The organism is Arsukibacterium sp. MJ3 (assembly GCF_000987765.1).
Taxonomy (GTDB): Bacteria; Pseudomonadota; Gammaproteobacteria; order Enterobacterales; family Alteromonadaceae; genus Alishewanella.
The window spans coordinates 110,591-128,486 of sequence record NZ_LAHP01000006.1 but is presented as its reverse complement, the minus strand read 5'-3'; the positions used below and the strand labels follow the sequence as shown (position 1 = coordinate 128,486).

17 protein-coding genes are annotated in these 17,896 nt (G+C 46.2%); 6 read left to right on the top strand and 11 right to left on the bottom strand.

What is annotated here, in order from left to right; genetic code table 11:
• The first annotated feature begins 1 nt into the window (after position 1).
• Positions 2–649: a beta-phosphoglucomutase gene (gene pgmB, locus VT06_RS06535; protein WP_046553481.1), complete on the top strand. Its 648-nt coding sequence runs from the start codon at positions 2–4 to the stop codon at positions 647–649.
• A gap of 75 nt (positions 650–724) precedes the next feature.
• Here pgmB and VT06_RS06530 read toward each other — a convergent pair whose 3' ends face one another.
• On the bottom strand, positions 725–1,747 hold the full coding sequence (locus tag VT06_RS06530) for a LacI family DNA-binding transcriptional regulator (RefSeq protein ID WP_046553480.1): 1,023 nt from the start codon (positions 1,745–1,747) through the stop codon (positions 725–727).
• 268 nt (positions 1,748–2,015) lie between these two features.
• On the opposite strand from VT06_RS06530, the gene VT06_RS06525 reads away from it, so the two are divergent.
• From VT06_RS06525 to uvrA, 3 genes are all read left to right on the top strand, one after another.
• Positions 2,016–4,301, top strand: coding sequence for a TonB-dependent receptor (locus tag VT06_RS06525; protein ID WP_046553479.1), 2,286 nt, complete (start codon positions 2,016–2,018; stop codon positions 4,299–4,301).
• Positions 4,302–4,590: 289 nt separating this feature from the next.
• Complete coding sequence (locus VT06_RS06520) at positions 4,591–5,310, top strand: PEP-CTERM sorting domain-containing protein (protein ID WP_046553478.1); 720 nt, start codon at positions 4,591–4,593, stop codon at positions 5,308–5,310.
• 136 nt (positions 5,311–5,446) lie between these two features.
• Positions 5,447–8,269 (top strand): excinuclease ABC subunit UvrA, encoded by a 2,823-nt coding sequence (uvrA, locus tag VT06_RS06515; protein ID WP_046553477.1) that lies wholly within the window; start codon positions 5,447–5,449, stop codon positions 8,267–8,269.
• Between the two features lie 57 nt (positions 8,270–8,326).
• Here the strand turns inward: uvrA and VT06_RS18595 are convergent, their stop codons facing one another.
• From VT06_RS18595 to VT06_RS06505, 3 genes are read right to left on the bottom strand one after another with little or no spacing between them, the layout of a single operon-like run.
• Positions 8,327–8,431 (bottom strand): methyltransferase, encoded by a 105-nt coding sequence (locus VT06_RS18595; protein ID WP_255353030.1) that lies wholly within the window; start codon positions 8,429–8,431, stop codon positions 8,327–8,329.
• Positions 8,432–8,446: 15 nt separating this feature from the next.
• Positions 8,447–8,665, bottom strand: coding sequence for a hypothetical protein (locus tag VT06_RS18590; RefSeq protein ID WP_235357374.1), 219 nt, complete (start codon positions 8,663–8,665; stop codon positions 8,447–8,449).
• Positions 8,666–8,679: 14 nt separating this feature from the next.
• On the bottom strand, positions 8,680–10,008 hold the full coding sequence (locus tag VT06_RS06505) for an ATP-binding protein (protein ID WP_046553476.1): 1,329 nt from the start codon (positions 10,006–10,008) through the stop codon (positions 8,680–8,682).
• A gap of 290 nt (positions 10,009–10,298) precedes the next feature.
• On the opposite strand from VT06_RS06505, the gene VT06_RS06500 reads away from it, so the two are divergent.
• Entirely contained in the window at positions 10,299–11,216 is a 918-nt protein-coding gene (locus VT06_RS06500; RefSeq protein WP_152658985.1) for a hypothetical protein, read from the top strand.
• Positions 11,207–11,815, top strand: a complete 609-nt coding sequence (locus VT06_RS06495; protein ID WP_046553474.1) for a hypothetical protein — start codon at positions 11,207–11,209, stop codon at positions 11,813–11,815. Before VT06_RS06500 ends, VT06_RS06495 begins: the two co-directional genes overlap by 10 nt.
• A gap of 234 nt (positions 11,816–12,049) precedes the next feature.
• Here the strand turns inward: VT06_RS06495 and VT06_RS06490 are convergent, their stop codons facing one another.
• From VT06_RS06490 to VT06_RS06460, 7 genes are all read right to left on the bottom strand, one after another.
• Positions 12,050–12,814: an HNH endonuclease gene (locus tag VT06_RS06490; RefSeq protein ID WP_046553473.1), complete on the bottom strand. Its 765-nt coding sequence runs from the start codon at positions 12,812–12,814 to the stop codon at positions 12,050–12,052.
• Between the two features lie 74 nt (positions 12,815–12,888).
• Positions 12,889–13,635 carry an RES family NAD+ phosphorylase gene (locus tag VT06_RS06485; RefSeq protein WP_046553472.1) on the bottom strand — a complete coding sequence of 249 codons (747 nt, stop codon included), beginning with the start codon at positions 13,633–13,635 and terminating at the stop codon, positions 12,889–12,891.
• Positions 13,632–14,003, bottom strand: coding sequence for an antitoxin Xre-like helix-turn-helix domain-containing protein (locus tag VT06_RS06480; RefSeq protein WP_046553471.1), 372 nt, complete (start codon positions 14,001–14,003; stop codon positions 13,632–13,634). The genes VT06_RS06485 and VT06_RS06480 overlap by 4 nt, the downstream gene beginning before the upstream one ends.
• A gap of 112 nt (positions 14,004–14,115) precedes the next feature.
• Complete coding sequence (locus tag VT06_RS06475) at positions 14,116–14,496, bottom strand: hypothetical protein (protein WP_052750183.1); 381 nt, start codon at positions 14,494–14,496, stop codon at positions 14,116–14,118.
• Positions 14,493–15,092, bottom strand: a complete 600-nt coding sequence (locus VT06_RS06470; protein ID WP_046553470.1) for a peptidoglycan recognition family protein — start codon at positions 15,090–15,092, stop codon at positions 14,493–14,495. Before VT06_RS06470 ends, VT06_RS06475 begins: the two co-directional genes overlap by 4 nt.
• Positions 15,093–15,488: 396 nt before the next feature.
• Positions 15,489–17,120, bottom strand: coding sequence for a methyl-accepting chemotaxis protein (locus VT06_RS06465; protein WP_046553469.1), 1,632 nt, complete (start codon positions 17,118–17,120; stop codon positions 15,489–15,491).
• 91 nt (positions 17,121–17,211) lie between these two features.
• Positions 17,212–17,853: a thiol:disulfide interchange protein DsbA/DsbL gene (locus VT06_RS06460; RefSeq protein ID WP_046553468.1), complete on the bottom strand. Its 642-nt coding sequence runs from the start codon at positions 17,851–17,853 to the stop codon at positions 17,212–17,214.
• Positions 17,854–17,896 lie beyond the last annotated feature (43 nt).

Here is a 17,896-nt window from a genome sequence, read left to right as displayed (position 1 = left end):
CATGCCAGTAAAAGCCGTAATTTTTGATTTAGATGGCGTACTAACCGACACTGCACATTATCATTTTCAAGCCTGGCAAGCGCTGGCTAACGGCTTAGGTATTGCCTTTACCGAGCACGATAATGAACAGCTAAAAGGAGTAGACCGTTTAGGGTCGCTGCGCTGGATTTTACAACACGCCAACCAGCAAGTAAGCGCAGAGGAAGAAAACCGGCTAATGCAGCAAAAAAACCAGCGCTACCTTGAGCTGATAGCCCATATGAGCCCGGCCGACTTATTCGCCGGGGTGCAGCCGTTATTTGCAGCCCTACGCCAAAGCGGCATTAAAATTGGCCTGGCATCGGCCAGTAAAAATGCCGCCCTGGTAGTTGTCCGCTTAGGTATTGCTGACCAGTTTGATTACATTGCCGATGCTAACAAGGTTGTTAACAGCAAACCCGATCCGGAGGTGTTTTTATTGGCCGCCAAAGGGCTGGGGGTAGCACCCGGGCATTGTATCGGCGTGGAAGACGCGGTTGCTGGTGTCGAGGCGATTAACCGCGCCGGCATGCAAGCGATAGGTATTGGCGAGCCAAGTGTGCTTAAAAACGCTCTGAAAGTATATCCAAGCGTCCAGGCGTTAAAATTCGCTGACTTGGTGAAGCTGTGAAGCACGCTGAACTAAGTGGCGGTTAGCATTGCTGAAGGGCCGCCACAGGTATGTCAGTCTTTCGTTCTAATGGTTTTATCGTAAACTAGACTGCCTGTCGACCAGCTTAACCGGTAGCAACTGCGACGCTGCCTTACCGCCGTTAATCCGGCTTAATAATTGCTCAACCAACAACTGGCCGCCGGCATGGGTGTCTTGCTTAACGGTGGTCAGCGACGGCGTGCAGTAAGCCGACATGGCAATATCATCAAAACCTACTATTGCTATCTGTTGAGGTACCTTAACGCCATGCTCCAGCAGCGCTTTCATTGCGCCCATGGCAATGGCGTCACTGGCGGCAAAAATGCCATCAAGGCTATCAAGCTGAGCAAACAGCGCTTGCTGGGTCTGCAAATAACCGGCCTGCGCAGTAAAATCAGTATTTAGTTGCAATGCAGGCTCTACCTGAATGCCGGCAGCGTGCAGTGCATCCTGATAACCCAGATAGCGCATTTCAATTTCGGTGTGCCGAATATCACCTAAAAAGGCCACCCGCTTGCAGCCCTGCTTAATTAAATGCGCCACCGCCAACTGAGCGCCTTGGCGGTTATCGCTACCTATTACCGGAAACTGCTCATTGCCGGTAGCAGCACCCCACACCACAAAAGGTACCCCGGCGGTGGCCAGTTGATCGACCCGCGCATCATGCTCGCCCTGGCCGATAACAATAAGACCATCGGCGCGTTTTGAATCAAAATAATAACTACGCCAATCTTTGTCGGTGGTTTTGCTGGTACTAAGCAGCATGTCATAACCTTTGGCGGTTAACTCGTCGGCAATAACTCCCAGAATATCCAGTAAAAACGGATCGCTTATCGCTTGCTGAGTTTTGGCATCAAATAAAATAATTACCGCTATAGTGTAACTTTTTTGGGTGCGCAAACTGCGCGCCGTCGCATTGACCTTAAACTGATGATCAGCGGCAATTTGTTGCACTTTTTGCCGGGTTTGGGCATTTATGACCGGATTATCACGCAAAGCGCGCGAAGCGGTAGATCCCGACACCCCGGCCAGTCTGGCAATATCGGCCAGTGTCATTACTTTTGCCGCTTGTTTCATCACTTATTTCCGTTTTGTTTGTGTAGTAACGCTTTACTGTTTTGCATAGCATAATGCCTTAAGCGCCCTGCAGGAGCAACGCCAGCTTAAATTTGAATATAGCAAACTACATTTTAATGCTAATTACGTCTATGCAATCGTATGCAAAATAGCTAAAAGCGCATTGCAATCGATTGCATTATTTTTAAAAGTGTCTTAAGGTAAGTTTCGCGCGGCACAACATTAAAAATACAGCCAGCGTTTCTATCAACAGGACAGGAGAATAATAATGGCGTTACAACTTAATAAAATTACTACTGCCATGGTGTTGCTGTTCAGCTTACCGCTGGTTGCTCAGCAAAGTAGCGACAGCAACACTACCGAACGCGCTACGCAGCGAAATACCGAAAACAGTCAAATTGAACAAATAGTGGTTACCGGTAAAGCCAGCGGTATGACTGGTTTAAAAGTCGACACCAGTTATGCTGTTACTAATGTATCAGCTGAAAATATTACCCGGCTGGCGCCAAAAAGCACCGCCGAATTATTTACTGTCATACCGGGTGTTTGGGCCGAAAGCTCTGGCGGGGTAGCAGGAGCCAATGTGTTTGTCCGCGGCTTCCCTAGTACTGGTGATGCACCTTTTTTAACTATTCAGCTGAACGGTGCACCTATTTTCCCGCCACCCACCTTATCGTTTTTAGAAAACTCTTCTATTTTCCGCCTCGATGAAACTATTCATTTTATGGAAGCGTTACGCGGTGGCTCTACACCGGTGCTGTCAAACGGCCAACCCGGCTTAACCACCAACTTTATCTTAAAAGAAGGCAGTAATGTTACCGAAGGGCTGGTAAAGTTTTCTACTTCTAGCTACGGCCTGCGCCGGGTTGATGGGGTGATCAGTGGCGAAATTGCTGATGACTTATACATTATGGCCGGTGGTTATATCAGCAGCTCAGAAGGCCCGCGTGAAGTCGGCTTTAACGCCGAAGAAGGTCATCAGTTCACCATTAACCTAACTAAAGATTTAGACAACGGCAAAATTAATGTCTACACCCGCCAAACCGACGACAGCGGTGTATGGCATTTACCTGTACCAATAAACGTAGCAGGCGTAGACAACAGCTACAGCCAGATTGGCCCGAACAACCGCTTAGGCCGCATTGCCTATGGCCCGGATAACCAGCAGCAAAGCTATGACTTTGGTGATGGCCGTGGCTGGAAAGGTGGTATTACCGGTGGCACTATCGACCTAGACTTAACCGACAGCTGGCGTTTAATGTATCGCTTCAGCCATATTGTCGGCGAAGCTAATACGTTTGGTTTAGTACCAGAGGGCGGTGCCACCACGCTGAGTAATGTGGCCGGTATAACCGGCACGGTAACCGGTGTGGTTAGCGGCGAGAGCTATACTGGCGATACCCAGGTACAGCAAATTGGCCGCTGGGTAGTATTAAAAGATATTGAAGCCTTTACCAACGACATCGCCTTTAGCAAAACCACGGATAAGGCGGTGTTTACCCTGGGCTACTACGCCACTAACTTTTCAGTGCAAGACTGGTGGTCTATCGGTAACCAGCAATGGCATGTGGTAGAAAAAGGCGGTGAAGCGTTAACGGGCATTGATTGTAACGACAGCCTGCTCAGCTGCAGCTGGAATTACGATATTGATGCCACCGGTGATGGTAATACCAGCGCTTTTTACGGTGCGGTAGAATATCAGCTTAACGAGCAATGGCGAGTAGATGCCGGCCTGCGACGTGAAAACCACAAAATTACTTATGTAGTGGATGAAGGCTTAACCGGTGCCATTAGCAAAGCCGTTGATTACGATGAATCAGAAATAGCCTGGACTGGCGGGGTTAACTGGATGTGGCAGCCGAATATGGGCCTGTTCGCCCGCATTAACACAGGCAATAAAATGCCTTTTTTTGATGATTTTAGGGATAATTTCGGCGCCTTTACCGGCGGTGATAAGCTAATCAAAGAAGTTACCCAATATGAGCTGGGCTACAAATGGGCCGAACAACATTACAGCCTGTATGTAACTGCCTTTGCCAACGAAGTAGATGGCGAGTTGTTTGTCTCACGCCCCGGTGCACCAGCTGAAGTGTTAACCACTGAAGCGCTGGGTATTGAAGTTGACGCTAATTACCGGGCTGATAATGGCTTTGCCATAAACATGAACGCTACCCTGCAGGATACTGAAATTACCAACCACCCTGATCCGTTAATTATTGGTAACCAGGCTATTCGCCAACCCGAATGGATGCTACGAATGACCCCAAGCTATGGCTTTGAGTTGCAGGATATGTATGCCACAGTTTATGGTACCCTGGCCAGTGTAGGCGACCGTTTTGGCGATAATGGCAACACGGTTGAACTGGCCGGTTACACCAAAATTGATTTGGGCGTGCAACTGGAACTAACCGAACAGCTTAAAGCGCAATTATCGATAAGCAACCTGACCGATAAAGACGGTATTACCGAAGGCGATCCGCGCTCGGCAGGCAGCCCGAATGGTCGTTATATTATGCCGCGCAGTATTGAGTTTAGTATCAGTTATACTTTTTAAGCTATACCTTTAACAGCCTCCGTCTGGTACAGGGGCTTTTTTAAAAATTGTCAGTATATTTTACACTTCTAACAGCAACAGTATTACTGCTTTCGCCACCTATATGTTAATTAACAATATTTTTTTCTGGCATATAATTTGCTTTTGCATGTCAAAGCAAGCTGTAATGCTGATTTTAGTAGTAACCTGTTGCAATGCATTTCTTAATTGCCAGCAGGCTCAACACTCCTCTAAAATCTGGGCAACAAGGTTGTAGCTTAGTCAACGTCAGTAGTAATAAGGATTTAAAATGAAAACCTCCTCTTTTTTAGCGGCTACACTATTAGTGTCTATGGGCTTGTTTGCCACACCGACTTACGCAACGCCTATTACTATCGATGTAACATATAACGGTATGGCTAATGGTGCAGACAATATCAATGCCACTTATCAAGGCAAATCAAGCAATGTGCTGGCCGGGATGATTTCATTTAAATACAGCAATGTAAGTGACTCCTTCCCCTTTACCCTTGACAAAGACTTATTGGCATTCTGTATTGAGTTTTCACAATTACTAACAACTAATAAACCAATGACCTACACCGTTACTGCGGCTGATCAATGGTTTAGTGCGCATCAAACCGACGCCATTACCCGCTTATATACTCGCTTTGGTAAAGAAACGGGCACGTCCAGTACCGACGCAGCCTTTCAGTTAGCGCTTTGGGAACTTATTTACGACTACAACGGTACTAACGTAGATAATTTAGCTCTGAGTTCGGGTAATTTTAAAATAAATAATAGTAAAGCTAGTACGGTTTTAGCTCAAAATTGGCTATCTGAATTGGTCAATGTTAAAAGCACCTACAGCATGTATGTTATGACGAACGAGTTTTCACAAAATCAGCTTATTTTCAATGGTAATATCATCAGGCAATTAAACGAGCCGTTACCAGTGTCAGCGCCAGCTACTTTAGGGATATTCGGTCTTGGCTTACTTGGCTTAGCGCTTCGCCGCCGCCAGCGTTAATTACATCGCTATTGCCGGCATTAACAGCCGGCAACAGCTGTATACCTTTACAGTATTTTCAACTCCCTCTTAAATTTCGACCACAGATCTGCGATACTACTGCTCACGTATCAAGGCGAAATTTTGAGAAACTGTAATGGACAAAATTGATATTCGGGGTGCCCGTACCCACAATCTGAAAAACATTTCGCTGCAAATCCCCCGAGATAAGTTAATTGTGATCACCGGTTTGTCTGGCTCCGGCAAATCGTCGTTAGCATTTGATACCTTATATGCCGAAGGGCAGCGCCGTTATGTTGAATCGTTGTCTGCTTATGCCCGGCAGTTTTTAAGCATGATGGAAAAGCCTGATGTTGATCATATCGAAGGTTTATCACCCGCTATTTCTATTGAGCAAAAATCTACTTCGCATAATCCGCGCTCTACCGTTGGTACCATTACTGAAATTTACGATTACCTGCGGCTGTTATTTGCCCGGGTGGGTGAACCGCGTTGCCCGGTACACGACCAGCCCCTGGCAGCGCAAACCATTAGTGAAATGGTAGATAAAGTGACTGAGTTTCCGGAAGGTACCAAGTTAATGGTATTAGCGCCGGTGGTGCAAGAGCGTAAAGGCGAGCATGTTAAAACGCTGGAAAACCTGGCCGCACAAGGCTACATCCGGGCACGGATTGATGGCGAAGTGTGCGATTTATCGGACCCGCCCACCCTCGACTTACATAAAAAACATACCATAGAAGTAGTAATTGACCGGATAAAAGTACGCGACGATATTAAGCTGCGTTTAGCCGAATCGTTTGAAACGGCTCTGGCCTTGTCGGGCGGTGTGGCTAAAGTGGCGTTTATGGACGATCCAGACGCTGCCGAACTGGTGTTTTCTGCTAATTTTGCCTGCCCGACTTGTGGCTATTCCATGACCGAGCTGGAACCCCGGCTATTTTCGTTTAACAACCCGGCCGGTGCCTGTCCCGGTTGTGATGGCCTGGGAGTAAAACAATTTTTTGACCCGAATAAAGTTATTGTTAGTAACCAATTAAGTTTGGCCGGCGGTGCTATCCGCGGCTGGGATAAGCGCAATTTTTACTATTTTCAAATGCTTAAAGCGCTGTCCGAACACTATGGTTTTAAGCTGGATGTGCCTTTTAGCACCCTTAGTAAAAAACAGCAAGAGGCTATTTTACAGGGCAGTGGCAACACCATAGTCGATTTTAAATACCTGAATGACCGCGGTGATGTGGTACTGCGCAGCCACCCATTTGAAGGCATTTTACCTAATATGGAGCGGCGCTATCGCGAAACTGAATCTAATTCAGTGCGGGATGAGTTAAGTAAATATCTGGCTACTCAGGCCTGCCCCAGTTGTAAGGGCACCCGGCTTCGTACCGAAGCACGCCATGTATTTATTGGCAAAACCAACCTGCCAGAAATAGTAGAGCTGTCTATTGGTGATTGCTTAACATTTTTCCAAAAACTTAGCCTGCAGGGCCAACGCGCCATTATTGCCGAGAAAATATTAAAAGAAATTCAGGATCGGTTGAATTTTTTAGTTAATGTTGGCTTAAATTATCTGAACCTGTCGCGCAGTGCCGAAACGCTGTCAGGTGGTGAAGCGCAGCGGATCCGGCTGGCCAGCCAAATTGGCGCCGGCTTAGTCGGCGTAATGTATGTGCTAGATGAACCTTCAATTGGCCTGCATCAGCGCGACAACGAACGCTTGCTTGGCACCCTTACCCACCTGCGCGACCTTGGCAACACGGTCATTGTGGTAGAACATGATGAAGACGCCGTGCGCCTGGCTGATCACGTTATTGATATTGGCCCCGGCGCTGGCGTACATGGCGGTTATATTGTGGCGCAAGGCAGCCTGCAACAAATTATGGACGAGCCAAAGTCGTTAACCGGCCAGTATTTGTCGGGGGCCCGGAAAATCGCCGTACCAAAAAGCCGCACCAAACTTACCGATAAATGGCTGGAAGTTACCGGTGCCACCGGTAACAACCTGAAAAACGTCGACTTAGCCATTCCGTTTGGGCTAATGACCTGCATTACCGGCGTATCGGGCTCGGGTAAATCTACCTTAATTAACGATACGCTATACCGGGTCGCCCACCGGGTATTAAACAAAGGCGAGGGCGCCGATCCGGCTGCACATAAAGACATTAAAGGCCTGGAGCATTTCGATAAAGTTATCGATATTGATCAAAGCCCGATTGGCCGTACGCCGCGCTCTAATGCCGCGACCTACACCGGTATTTTTACCGCCGTGCGAGAACTGTTTGCCGGCACCCAAGAAGCGCGCTCGCGCGGCTATCAGGTAGGCCGTTTTAGCTTTAACGTTAAGGGCGGGCGCTGTGAAGCCTGCCAGGGCGATGGCCTGATTAAAGTAGAAATGCACTTTTTACCCGACGTGTACGTGCCGTGCGATGTCTGTAAAAGCAAACGCTACAACCGGGAAACGCTGGAAATTAAATACAAAGGCAAAAATATTCACGAAGTGCTGGATATGACCGTGGAAGATGCGCTGGCCTTTTTTGAAGCGATACCGGCAGTAAACCGTAAACTGCAAACCCTGAAAGATGTTGGCCTAACCTATATTAAATTGGGCCAGTCGGCGACCACCTTATCAGGCGGTGAAGCACAACGGGTTAAGCTGGCCCGCGAGCTGAGTAAACGCGACACCGGTAAAACACTGTATATTCTGGATGAACCGACCACCGGCCTGCATTTTTACGATATTCAGCAATTGCTAAACGTACTGCACCGGCTGCGCGACCACGGTAATACTATCGTGGTTATTGAGCATAACCTAGATGTAATTAAAACCGCCGACTGGATAGTTGACTTAGGCCCCGAGGGTGGAAATGGTGGCGGTAAAATACTGGTGGCCGGCACCCCGGAGCAGGTCGCTGCCTGTAAAAAATCTTACACCGGCCAGTATTTAAAACCATTGCTGGGTTGATTGTTGAGCTGACTGTTGAGTTGACTGTTGGGCTAAGAATTGGGTTAACGGTTTAAGTTACAGTCGCAGGTCAGACGCTGGTGTTAAAGCCAGCGCGGTTAGCAGCAGTAAAAACCCCAAATACATAGGGTTACGGCTATAGCGGTAAATGCCTTTTATCACCAGGCTAGAGGTTTGCTACGGCGCGCGCGGGTCTACTGTCGTATCAGCACGACGAAACGCCAATACGCCTAGCACGGCCACTACAACACCAGCACTGGCAAAACCAGCCGCCAAAACCCAAACCCAAACCAGAGGCAACGCCAAGGGCAGCACAAGCTTTGCCAGTAACCACATTAACAGCGCAAAAACCGCCACCAGAATAACCGGCGGTATTTTAAGTTCTAATGTTTGCATAAATTTCCCCTGTTTTATACTATCGACAGCAGGTGTTTGCGTACGGCGTGAGCAGTGTAATAAAGCGGAAAAACATAATGTTGTTGCTCCAGCGGTGACGAGCCCTGAGTACCGGTCAGTTTAATGGTTTTAACCGGGTTGCATTTTTCAATATAAGACTGCAACGATCTGGCCCGGGTGCGCTTACCACTTTTTACTTCCAGCGGTATGATATGGCCAGCAGTATCAGCCATAATAAATTCAATTTCAGCCCGGGCATCATTCCATGAGAATGTTGGGTCAACGCCAAGCGCAGCTAACTCTTGCTGGACAAAATTTTCAGCGATATAGCCTTTATAGTCATAATTCTGCTGTTTAATTTCAAGATAGCTAACATCAAGCATATGGTTAAGCAAACCTACATCAAACAAAAACAACTTAACCATATTGTCTTTTTTATAGGCGGCTAACGGGCTGCGCGGGGTGCCTTCGACTGGGTGGTTTTTTAAAATCAGCCGGCATTTTTCCAGCCAGAGGATACCGCTTTCCAACTCCTGATAACGTGATTTACGTTCATGTACCTGCTTAAACTTAAAGCGTTTAACCGACTCGTCCATTACCGCAGCAAGCTGAGCAGGCACCGCCATAAACACAGATTCAATCAAACCGGCATCAACCTTACCGGAATATTTGCCAAAATCCCGTACATAACCGGCCAGCAAATCGGTATGCACCTGTGATACAGATTTTACCCGCTCAAGAATGCTTTGTTCAGCCAGCTTAAACCACAGGCTAACAGCCTCAGGCATACCGCCGGTAAAGTAATAATCTGTCAGCTTATCAAACAACTTAGTGTGCGCAGCTGCAGAGTTTTGCCCCGCATCGTAAGCCTTTAACAGTACCGCCTCGCCAGAGGCCAGTAAGAACTCGCGGAAGGTCAGTGGCCGCAAATTGTATTGCTCAACCTTGCCTACCGGGAAGGTATTCAACAAGCCGATGTTAGAGCCACTGGCGGAAATAAACGCCTGCGGGGCTTGCTCGGCAAAGTACTTTAACGCCGTCACCGCACGGGGGCATTCACCAATTTCATCGAGGATTAGTAAGTCGGTTGCGATATTAAAATGCTGGCCGGTTAATAACTCGATATTGCTCAGCACATCGCCGGGGCTTAACGAGCCGGCAAAAGCGTCCTGCATTTGCGGCGACTCGAGAAAATCAATCCGCAGTACCTGCGAGAATTGCTGGCCCAACAGCACTTGCAGTAAATAGGTTTTACCGGTTTGCCTGGCGCCATCAATCAACAGAGGTTTACGCTCAGGCTTCGCTTTCCAGCTAAGCAGTTCGGTCAATAACCCGCGTTCCATAACACACCTTAATACAGTCAACTTGCGCCAACATTACTCTTTTCTGCGCATAAAAACAAACAATGCCACACTTTTATGCGCATAAAAGTGTGTGGAATTACACTTTTATGCGCATAAAAGTGTGGAGTTACTGCCAGAATGAATTTTGAGTCAGGCTGCCGGCAGCTCAGCAAAGCTTGTGCCGCTGCAAGACCAGTGTGCAAAATTGAAACTAAACATTAAATACACAATTAAATTGCAATTATATAATTAGTTATTAAAATAGTTATTTCAGCTGGCGAAAGGAAATAATGATGACTCATTTGGGGAAACAGCAGGCCATGCGCTTTCAACTAGAACAGAAGTTGGTAGAGGATTTGGCTGGAAGCAAAGCAGATATTTATGTCCTCAACGCGCGAGAGCTTGCAGAATTTTGGCTGACAGTGCAGCGTCAGGAAGGCAAATCACAACCTCAAATCGAAAGTACATTCAAACAGCTGACAGGTTTAGATTCAACTATTCAAATATTATCTTTAGGTCGGGATTATGGCCCGGCTGGCAATGATCTGGCCACCATTTTGGTGCTAGGAACTGATTTAAAGCGTGGTAGCCGATTTTTTGAAACTTATAGCATGGTTACTCAGAATGGTCGAAATTATATTATTTTTAAAGGTAATCATCGGGCTCGACTAGTCGTAAAAGGCACTCGCTATCTGGCAACAAATACCTTGATGATAAAAATGGCAGTAGGCACAGAGGGTCTGAAAAACTCCGCTAAAAGTGGTTTTCTTGTTTCGGTGATCTTCTCCGTATCTTTACATAGCATTCAATGGCTGTTTGAAGATGAATATCGCTGGACACACTCGCTGGCGGGTATTTCTACAGATTTAGTTAAGATTGCCATCGCCAGTACTGCTGGATACTTAGCAGCTGCAGGTGCGGCCTTCTTTATGGGCGCAGCGGTAGTTGCGGTGGTACCAATTATTGTTGGCGTTGCCGTCTCCTTACTGGTTGGTTTTACACTTAATGTAATTGACAAAAAATTTGAAATTACTAAATCTTTGATTCAGTGGTTTGAATATCAGGAAAAATCTTTACTGGATAAAGTCAACGCCGGCATTGTCTATATCACATCCTCAGCAGTCCAGTATGTTAAGCGGAGTCTATATAAATCTACGACAGACAAAATCAATCAGTTATTGCGAAGAAGACCTCAATTATGGCTTTGACGAGTAAGCAGAATGCTGCAGGCGCAGGTTTGTTGCTGTTTTGCCTGCTTCTGTTACCTCTGGTTATCTGGGGTTTGCTATACGATGTATCGAATCAACAGCAACTAGTTGCAAGTGGTCACCAGTTAATAATTCACAGCAGCATGCATGGTTTAGCATTTGGCGGCGGCATTTTTTGCTTAGTGCTTACCATCTGGATCGCTGCAAGGCTTATTATCCACAAGTTTAATTTGCTTCCTCTGCCCTTAGAGAAAAAACTTAACCGGCTTTTCAGCCGGTTATTGTTGGGTAGTTTTTTGCTAATGCTGGCAAGCTATTATGGTGTTAGCTATTACTGGAAAAACCAAATGGCTGAAAAGGGCTATCAATCCTGCCCAGCCACAACTTTGCTATTTACACGAGTGACTTATAACACCTGGACGCTGAATCCTGCCTTATGTTACGACAGTGACGTCAAGCGCATTGTAACCAGAGGCTCATGGAATGAGTCTGAACAAGTAGAACAAATGCTTCAGCAGCGCGCGCGACAACAAGAAGCGCGCAGGCAGTTTTTACTACAAGAAGAACAGCTGAAACAGACCCGGAATAATCAATCATAATAATTGGTTCATCGTTTTGCAGCCAGTGAAGCCTTTAGCATAAGCCTAAAACCATAATAAATTACAACCACCGCCCAAACTGTTTAATCTGCAACTACAGGCACCTCAGCAAAGCTGGCGCCAATGTGTAACCAATGTGCAGTGTCTGCAATAAGTTGCATAAGCGGCAGCTTATGTTTTCTTTTTAACGCACACTCCTAAATCAGTAACACCAGCCAGCGCTATTAACGCAGTTTATCCTGTACAGCCGCGCTCAAAAATATTCTCACGATGAAAGGCTAGAAACTGCGCAGCGGGACTGAACTTATCAGGAAGCCTGATCGATTTGCCGTGAAAGTTGATGATCGCCTCATTGAAGAAGTGATCGTCATTAGAAATATTTTTATTAGAAACTACTACGCGGAAATCTTCGTTGATTGTAATCAATCCTAAGTCGAAAGCTTTATCATGCAATGCAGATAGTGCTAAACCGTTGTGTGGGTTTAACCTATTTTGTTCATCTGCACTCCATGGCACTATGTGGCTGGCCACTAATAACTTGGGGTTGGCCAAACCACTAATGCAGCAGCGCTGGTCATAGGCACTTAACACTGCATTTCGAAAAAATTGTTGGCCAAGCCGTACTTTTACTTCAGCTATTTTTGAGGTAGTTACATTGCCATGCTCGTTAAAGGCAGCTGGCGAACTAGCTGCAGTGATCACTTGCTCTGCTTGTGCAATTGCAACAGAAAAAGCAGCCCAGTCATACTGCATTTCTTGCCACATAGCGTTGTCGGCAATTGATGCTCCACTTAATCCAGCTCGGCCAGAAGAAGTAATAGCAGGGTCTAGGCTAGCTATATTAGATAGCTTCATCGCTAGGGCCGATGGCGTCCGCCCGATCAAATTCGCGTACTGAATAATTTCTGGATTTCTTGAATGAAAGCGACCAAAAGGTAATCGGCAATAAAGGCTAAAAGCCACTAAGCTTTGTTGCCTGGTCCAGCTTAATCGCGTCACAGCTTACTCCATATCTCAGCGCAATATACACTTGACTAACATAATGTCATTGTTAACTAAGCTTTGCTAATTATTCACACCGGCCTTGGCAGCTTGCCATCCACCTTAAATAGCTCAGCGCTGAATTGATATAGTTCGCTGTCACCGGCTTGCTTAAATACCACTTGCTCAGCACTGAGTTCGCACAGCCACTGGCTGGTGCTGTCGGGCTGTTTAGTGGTAAAGGCGGTTGCTGAAAACAAGCCGACACACAATTGCTGCTGTGGATGGCGGGCTGAGCAGTACTGAAATAGCGTTACCCCGGCGAGGCGCATAGCAGTGCCTAATTGCTGGGTTTGTTGGTAACTGGTTTTATCCGTAAGTGCTGCCTTATGCGCATTAAAGGGCGGTTGCTGCAAGCAAACGGCTTTGCGGGAATGGTAGCGGGCGGTGAGTAAGGTATGTTCGGTGCGTAAACTGGCCTTGGGGGGTGCGGCGTCTATCGAGTGCCAGAACAATAGCCGGTAGTAAGCTGACTCTGCCAGACACACCTCAACCGAGCTGCCACCATAAAAAATACCGGGCTCATGCATGGCACCAAAACGTGATCCCCATTTAAGGGGCGGATAGCGAAAGGGTGTTTTAAATAAGTAATGCAAGCCAGCAGCATGGGCCGGCACCGCTGGTTTTGTTTGCTCAAGTAGTTGCTCTAGTAACGCCTGCTCGGCCAGTGTATCAACCAAACTTAAGGTAGCCACTTGCTGCTGGCTTTCAACCAGCCGGAATAAGCTGCCACTTAGGGTAACAATGTGCTGCTCGCCATGACAATCTTGCCAGATCACAGCTTGCCCCGGATGGCATCGACAAACTGTAGCACCTGCACCAGCCCCTGTACCGTTTGCACTTGCTGGGCAGGTACACCAGCAGTGACATTATTATTACTGTGCATAAAATGCTTAATCCAGGCAGCATCACCGCCTGCCAGGGCATACACCGCCCGGGCAATACGAATGAGCAATAAGGCCAGCTCGCCTTGCTTTGAGCGTGGGTCCAGCGATAAGCTCTGCTTTAAGCGGCTAACCGCAGTTCGGTGTACCCCAAGCACTGCTGCCAGTTCGGCCTGTTTAAGCCCCAACTGCTCAGCAGCATTAAGCACTGCTTTGGCCAGCACCGCATCTGGTGCAGCAACCGCTTGCAATAACGCACTCATTTAAGCCTCCAAATGTTTATAACGAACAAATTATAGGCTTAATGTGCTATATGCACAAATATTTTTATGATTAATTAGTGATGTCAGCTAAATGGCTAGGCTGGTATTTAAATTAATGATTACTAAAAAGCGCATCACAATTATCGCAGGCATAATACCGATATTGCTCAGCACATTTAATATAGCCGGTTGCCCCCGCCCGCACTTGCCAGCTGCAGCTCTGTTGCTGAGACTTTAAGGTGCCCTCTATTGCACATGGCGCGTAGTTATAGTGATCGTGTAGCGTTTTATGCTCTACCACGCGTGCCAGCTGAAAAAACTGCAGCACTTCACTATTGTTTAAATCAACATCTTCGGGCCCACATTGGTTAGGCGCGCTAGATACAAAGTCGGCTATATACAATTCACTGATATCAGCAGTTGTTAGTTCTGCCGTTTTACTACACGCCATCAGCATAAACACCAGAACATTTCCAAGGCAAAATCGTATCACCAGCTTGCTCCTTTCGCTTCCCCTGGGTTCTTGTAAGATACGTCAGGATGACGATATACATCTGTTTTAGTCAACGAAAAGTGTTCATACATTTGTGCCAGTAACCATTGCAGTGACTCATTTTGAGCCGGGGTAACTGCTTCATATTGAGTATCATTTATGTGTTTACCGACTATTTCTATGCCCAATGCATCAGAGTTCACAGGGTAACGATCCGGATAAGATTTTTGCCGTTCATGCGCGTCCAGTGCTTTAATTTGGTTGCTCCATGATTTAGCCAGTATTTTTGCCATTTCAACACTGTCACAACTATTTTTATCCAATGTCAGACATTTCGATTTAATTAATCGACCAACATGATAACAACGCTTATTTGTACTGGCAGTCTGATATATACGGCCGTTTTTCCCAATCAGAAAGTGTGCGCCGTTACCACCTGAATCATAAGCATTAAAGGTACTCTGCGCACTAGGCGCATCCGTTTGATGCACCACCACTGCAGTAACACTATTTAAATTGCCATGTTCTATACTCGGGTATCGTTTTAGTGAAATTTTATCATCAATCAACATGCCTTCAGTATCAAGAGTGGACATAGCGCCTCCAGGTAGGATGTATTCTTTTTGAAGTTTATTTATAGCTTAAATAAAACATAAAATAAAATTTTATTTCACATTTTAGCAATGACAATGGCTACTTGCTTTTTTAAGCAATTCGCCAGAATAGGCTATTCGCAGAGGAGAATAATGATGTTTAAACCAGTTTTGGCGCTGCTATTGGCAAGCACCCTTTTCAGCGCGCAGGCGGCAAACGTATCTGCAGCAAATTATTACCATTGAAGGTACGGCTGGCTCAGTGTGTAGCAAAACAGCTTGCTGGATTGAATTTACCGGTTAGCTTAGCCCGCCGCCACAATTACCCTAAACAGTGACGTGGCGGTTTAAGCCGTGCCGACAGGTTGCCCGTTAAACCGGACAACCTGTCGTGGTGATCTAATGACTGGTTTTAAACTGTTTTACGTTCTGCTCTAAGGTTTTAGCCAGTTGCTCTAATTGCTTACTGGCACTGGTTATCTTAATAGCTTCTTGTTCTGCCTGGGTGGCCGACTTGGTTATCTGACCAAAATTTCTATTAATGTCAGCAGCCACTACCGACTGTTGTTCAGCGGCGGCGGCAATTTGTATATTCATATCACTGATTTTTTTGACTGAAATATTAATAGCATTTAACGACTCACCGGCACATTTTGCTTGCTCGACACTTAAATTAGCCTGACTTTTACCTTCGTTCATTACCGTAACGGCTTTTAGCGAGCTGCCCTGCATTTTTTCAATAACAGCATGGATTTGCCGGGTAGACTCCTGAGTACGCTGTGCCAGATTACGCACTTCGTCGGCCACTACAGCAAACCCGCGACCTTGCTCGCCAGCACGTGCGGCTTCAATGGCGGCGTTTAAAGCCAGTAAGTTAGTTTGCTCTGCAATACCTTGTATAACTTCCAGTACCGAGCCTATTTGCCGGCTATCTTCAGACAAGTAATTTATAACATCAGCCGCTTCAGTAACTTTATCTGCCAGCAGGTTAATGCTTGACTGTGTTTTGCGCACTTCGTTCTGGCCGGCATTAAATTCGTTAATAGCCGATTGCGCTAAACCGGCAGCGGCGCTGGTATGGCTGGCAACATCAGATACCGTGGCTGACATTTGGTGAATTGCGCTGGCACCTTGCTCGGTAGCCTGTTTTTGGTTACCTATCAAATCTTCGTTTTGCTGTGCTGTGCGTAATAAGTTATTTGACGCCGATAATAACGCCGATGCCGCCTGCATCGAATTTCGGGTAATATTAGTTAAATGCAGGGATAAATCCTGAACAGCGCTTAAAATACTATTCGGATAAGCAGTATCAACGTTAACGGTCAGGTCGCCGGAAGCAATTTTCTTAATAATAAAAGCTGCATATTCAGGTTCACCACCAATGGTTTTTCTTAAGCGGTTCACTGTACGAATAGCAACCAAGCTGCCGATGATGATGCCAAAAATGGTCAACACTAACATTATTTTCTGGAAACTGTTAGTTTGCTCCAGTGCCGCATTTACTTGTTGTTGTATGGTGTTTTCCTGATAATCGATAAGCTTATTAATCCGGCTTAACCACTCGCTATAGGCAGGTGACACGGTAGTTAGCAGGTAGCTTCTGGCATCGTCATGTTGCTCGTTGTTAACCTTATCCAGCAAATTTTCTGTTAGTGACAACGTAGACGTTTCAATACTTTTAATTGCTTGCAACAAACTTATTTCTGCTGCGCTGTGTTTCTCCTGAGCATACATAGTGTCAAGTGTCGCTGCCGCTTGCTGATAAAACGCTTTTAAGCGGGTAATATCGGCCAGGTGCTTAGCCGCATTGTTTTTATCTCTTACCAGCACGGCATCGCGAATTGAAATGGCTCTGTCGTGCACACTACCCCTGAAGTTAATAGCCTGGCGTTGCTCTACTGCTGTCTGCTCCGAAAGCTTGGTCAGGTTTTGGTCAGCAATGTTGATTTTATACAAACCAACCAAGGTGGTACCTAACATAAGCACTAACAATACTGAAAAACCGATATACAGCCGTTTTATGACTTGCATACATAACACCTTGTTTGATTGAGCTGTGACGGATATTAATTTAGCGTAAAAAAGGGCGGCTGCGCCACCCTGGATAATACTTTACAGTTTATCAGGCATCTTTTTCCAGCAAGTAGCTGATCAACTCTTGCAGCTCGCTTTCCAGATTACGCTGATCTAATGCTTCATTCAGAACTTTATATTTGTCGTTTACCACCAGCATTGGTACCGAGCTAAGCACCCGGCTTTCAGACAACGCGGCTTGTTCTTTTTTCATCTGGTTAGCCGCACCACGAATTGAGAAACTGCGCATGGCTTTTTCATACTCATCGGCGGTAATGTCATGAATAAGCATTAGGCTGCGGACATCATCTTCGTTCACAAAAGGTACCCGGCTGCGATGAATTTGGTTGAAGATGGCGGAAGCAACCTGGTCACCTTTGCCCATGTTTTTGCCCACTAAATAGGCCCGGGCCAGCATGTTTTGTATTTCTGGCGAAGCCGCACGGATAAAATCGACGTGAACTTTGGTAAATTCAGTACCTTCAGGTAATTTTTTAGCCAGGCTTTGTGCTACCGGTTCAAAACCATAACAACCACCGCAATAAAACGAGAAATACTCTTTAACTACCGGTTTGGCTGATACCTGTTCAGCAATAACCTGATAATGCTTACCTTCAACAAATTTGGTATTAGCGCTGGCAGCCAAAGGTAATAATAAAGCAACCAGACAGAGTGATAACAACTTTTTCATTATATCTATAATCCTTAAAAAGGCTGAAACAGCCTGTAGCTTA

Coding starts and splice junctions, on each gene's coding strand:
- pgmB (WP_046553481.1), top strand. CDS start 2: ATGCCAGTAAAAGCCGTAATTTTTGATTTAGATGGCGTACTAACCGAC.
- VT06_RS06530 (WP_046553480.1), bottom strand. CDS start 1,747: ATGAAACAAGCGGCAAAAGTAATGACACTGGCCGATATTGCCAGACTG.
- VT06_RS06525 (WP_046553479.1), top strand. CDS start 2,016: ATGGCGTTACAACTTAATAAAATTACTACTGCCATGGTGTTGCTGTTC.
- VT06_RS06520 (WP_046553478.1), top strand. CDS start 4,591: ATGAAAACCTCCTCTTTTTTAGCGGCTACACTATTAGTGTCTATGGGC.
- uvrA (WP_046553477.1), top strand. CDS start 5,447: ATGGACAAAATTGATATTCGGGGTGCCCGTACCCACAATCTGAAAAAC.
- VT06_RS18590 (WP_235357374.1), bottom strand. CDS start 8,665: ATGCAAACATTAGAACTTAAAATACCGCCGGTTATTCTGGTGGCGGTT.
- VT06_RS06505 (WP_046553476.1), bottom strand. CDS start 10,008: ATGGAACGCGGGTTATTGACCGAACTGCTTAGCTGGAAAGCGAAGCCT.
- VT06_RS06500 (WP_152658985.1), top strand. CDS start 10,299: ATGATGACTCATTTGGGGAAACAGCAGGCCATGCGCTTTCAACTAGAA.
- VT06_RS06495 (WP_046553474.1), top strand. CDS start 11,207: ATGGCTTTGACGAGTAAGCAGAATGCTGCAGGCGCAGGTTTGTTGCTG.
- VT06_RS06480 (WP_046553471.1), bottom strand. CDS start 14,003: ATGAGTGCGTTATTGCAAGCGGTTGCTGCACCAGATGCGGTGCTGGCC.
- VT06_RS06470 (WP_046553470.1), bottom strand. CDS start 15,092: ATGTCCACTCTTGATACTGAAGGCATGTTGATTGATGATAAAATTTCA.
- VT06_RS06465 (WP_046553469.1), bottom strand. CDS start 17,120: ATGCAAGTCATAAAACGGCTGTATATCGGTTTTTCAGTATTGTTAGTG.
- VT06_RS06460 (WP_046553468.1), bottom strand. CDS start 17,853: ATGAAAAAGTTGTTATCACTCTGTCTGGTTGCTTTATTATTACCTTTG.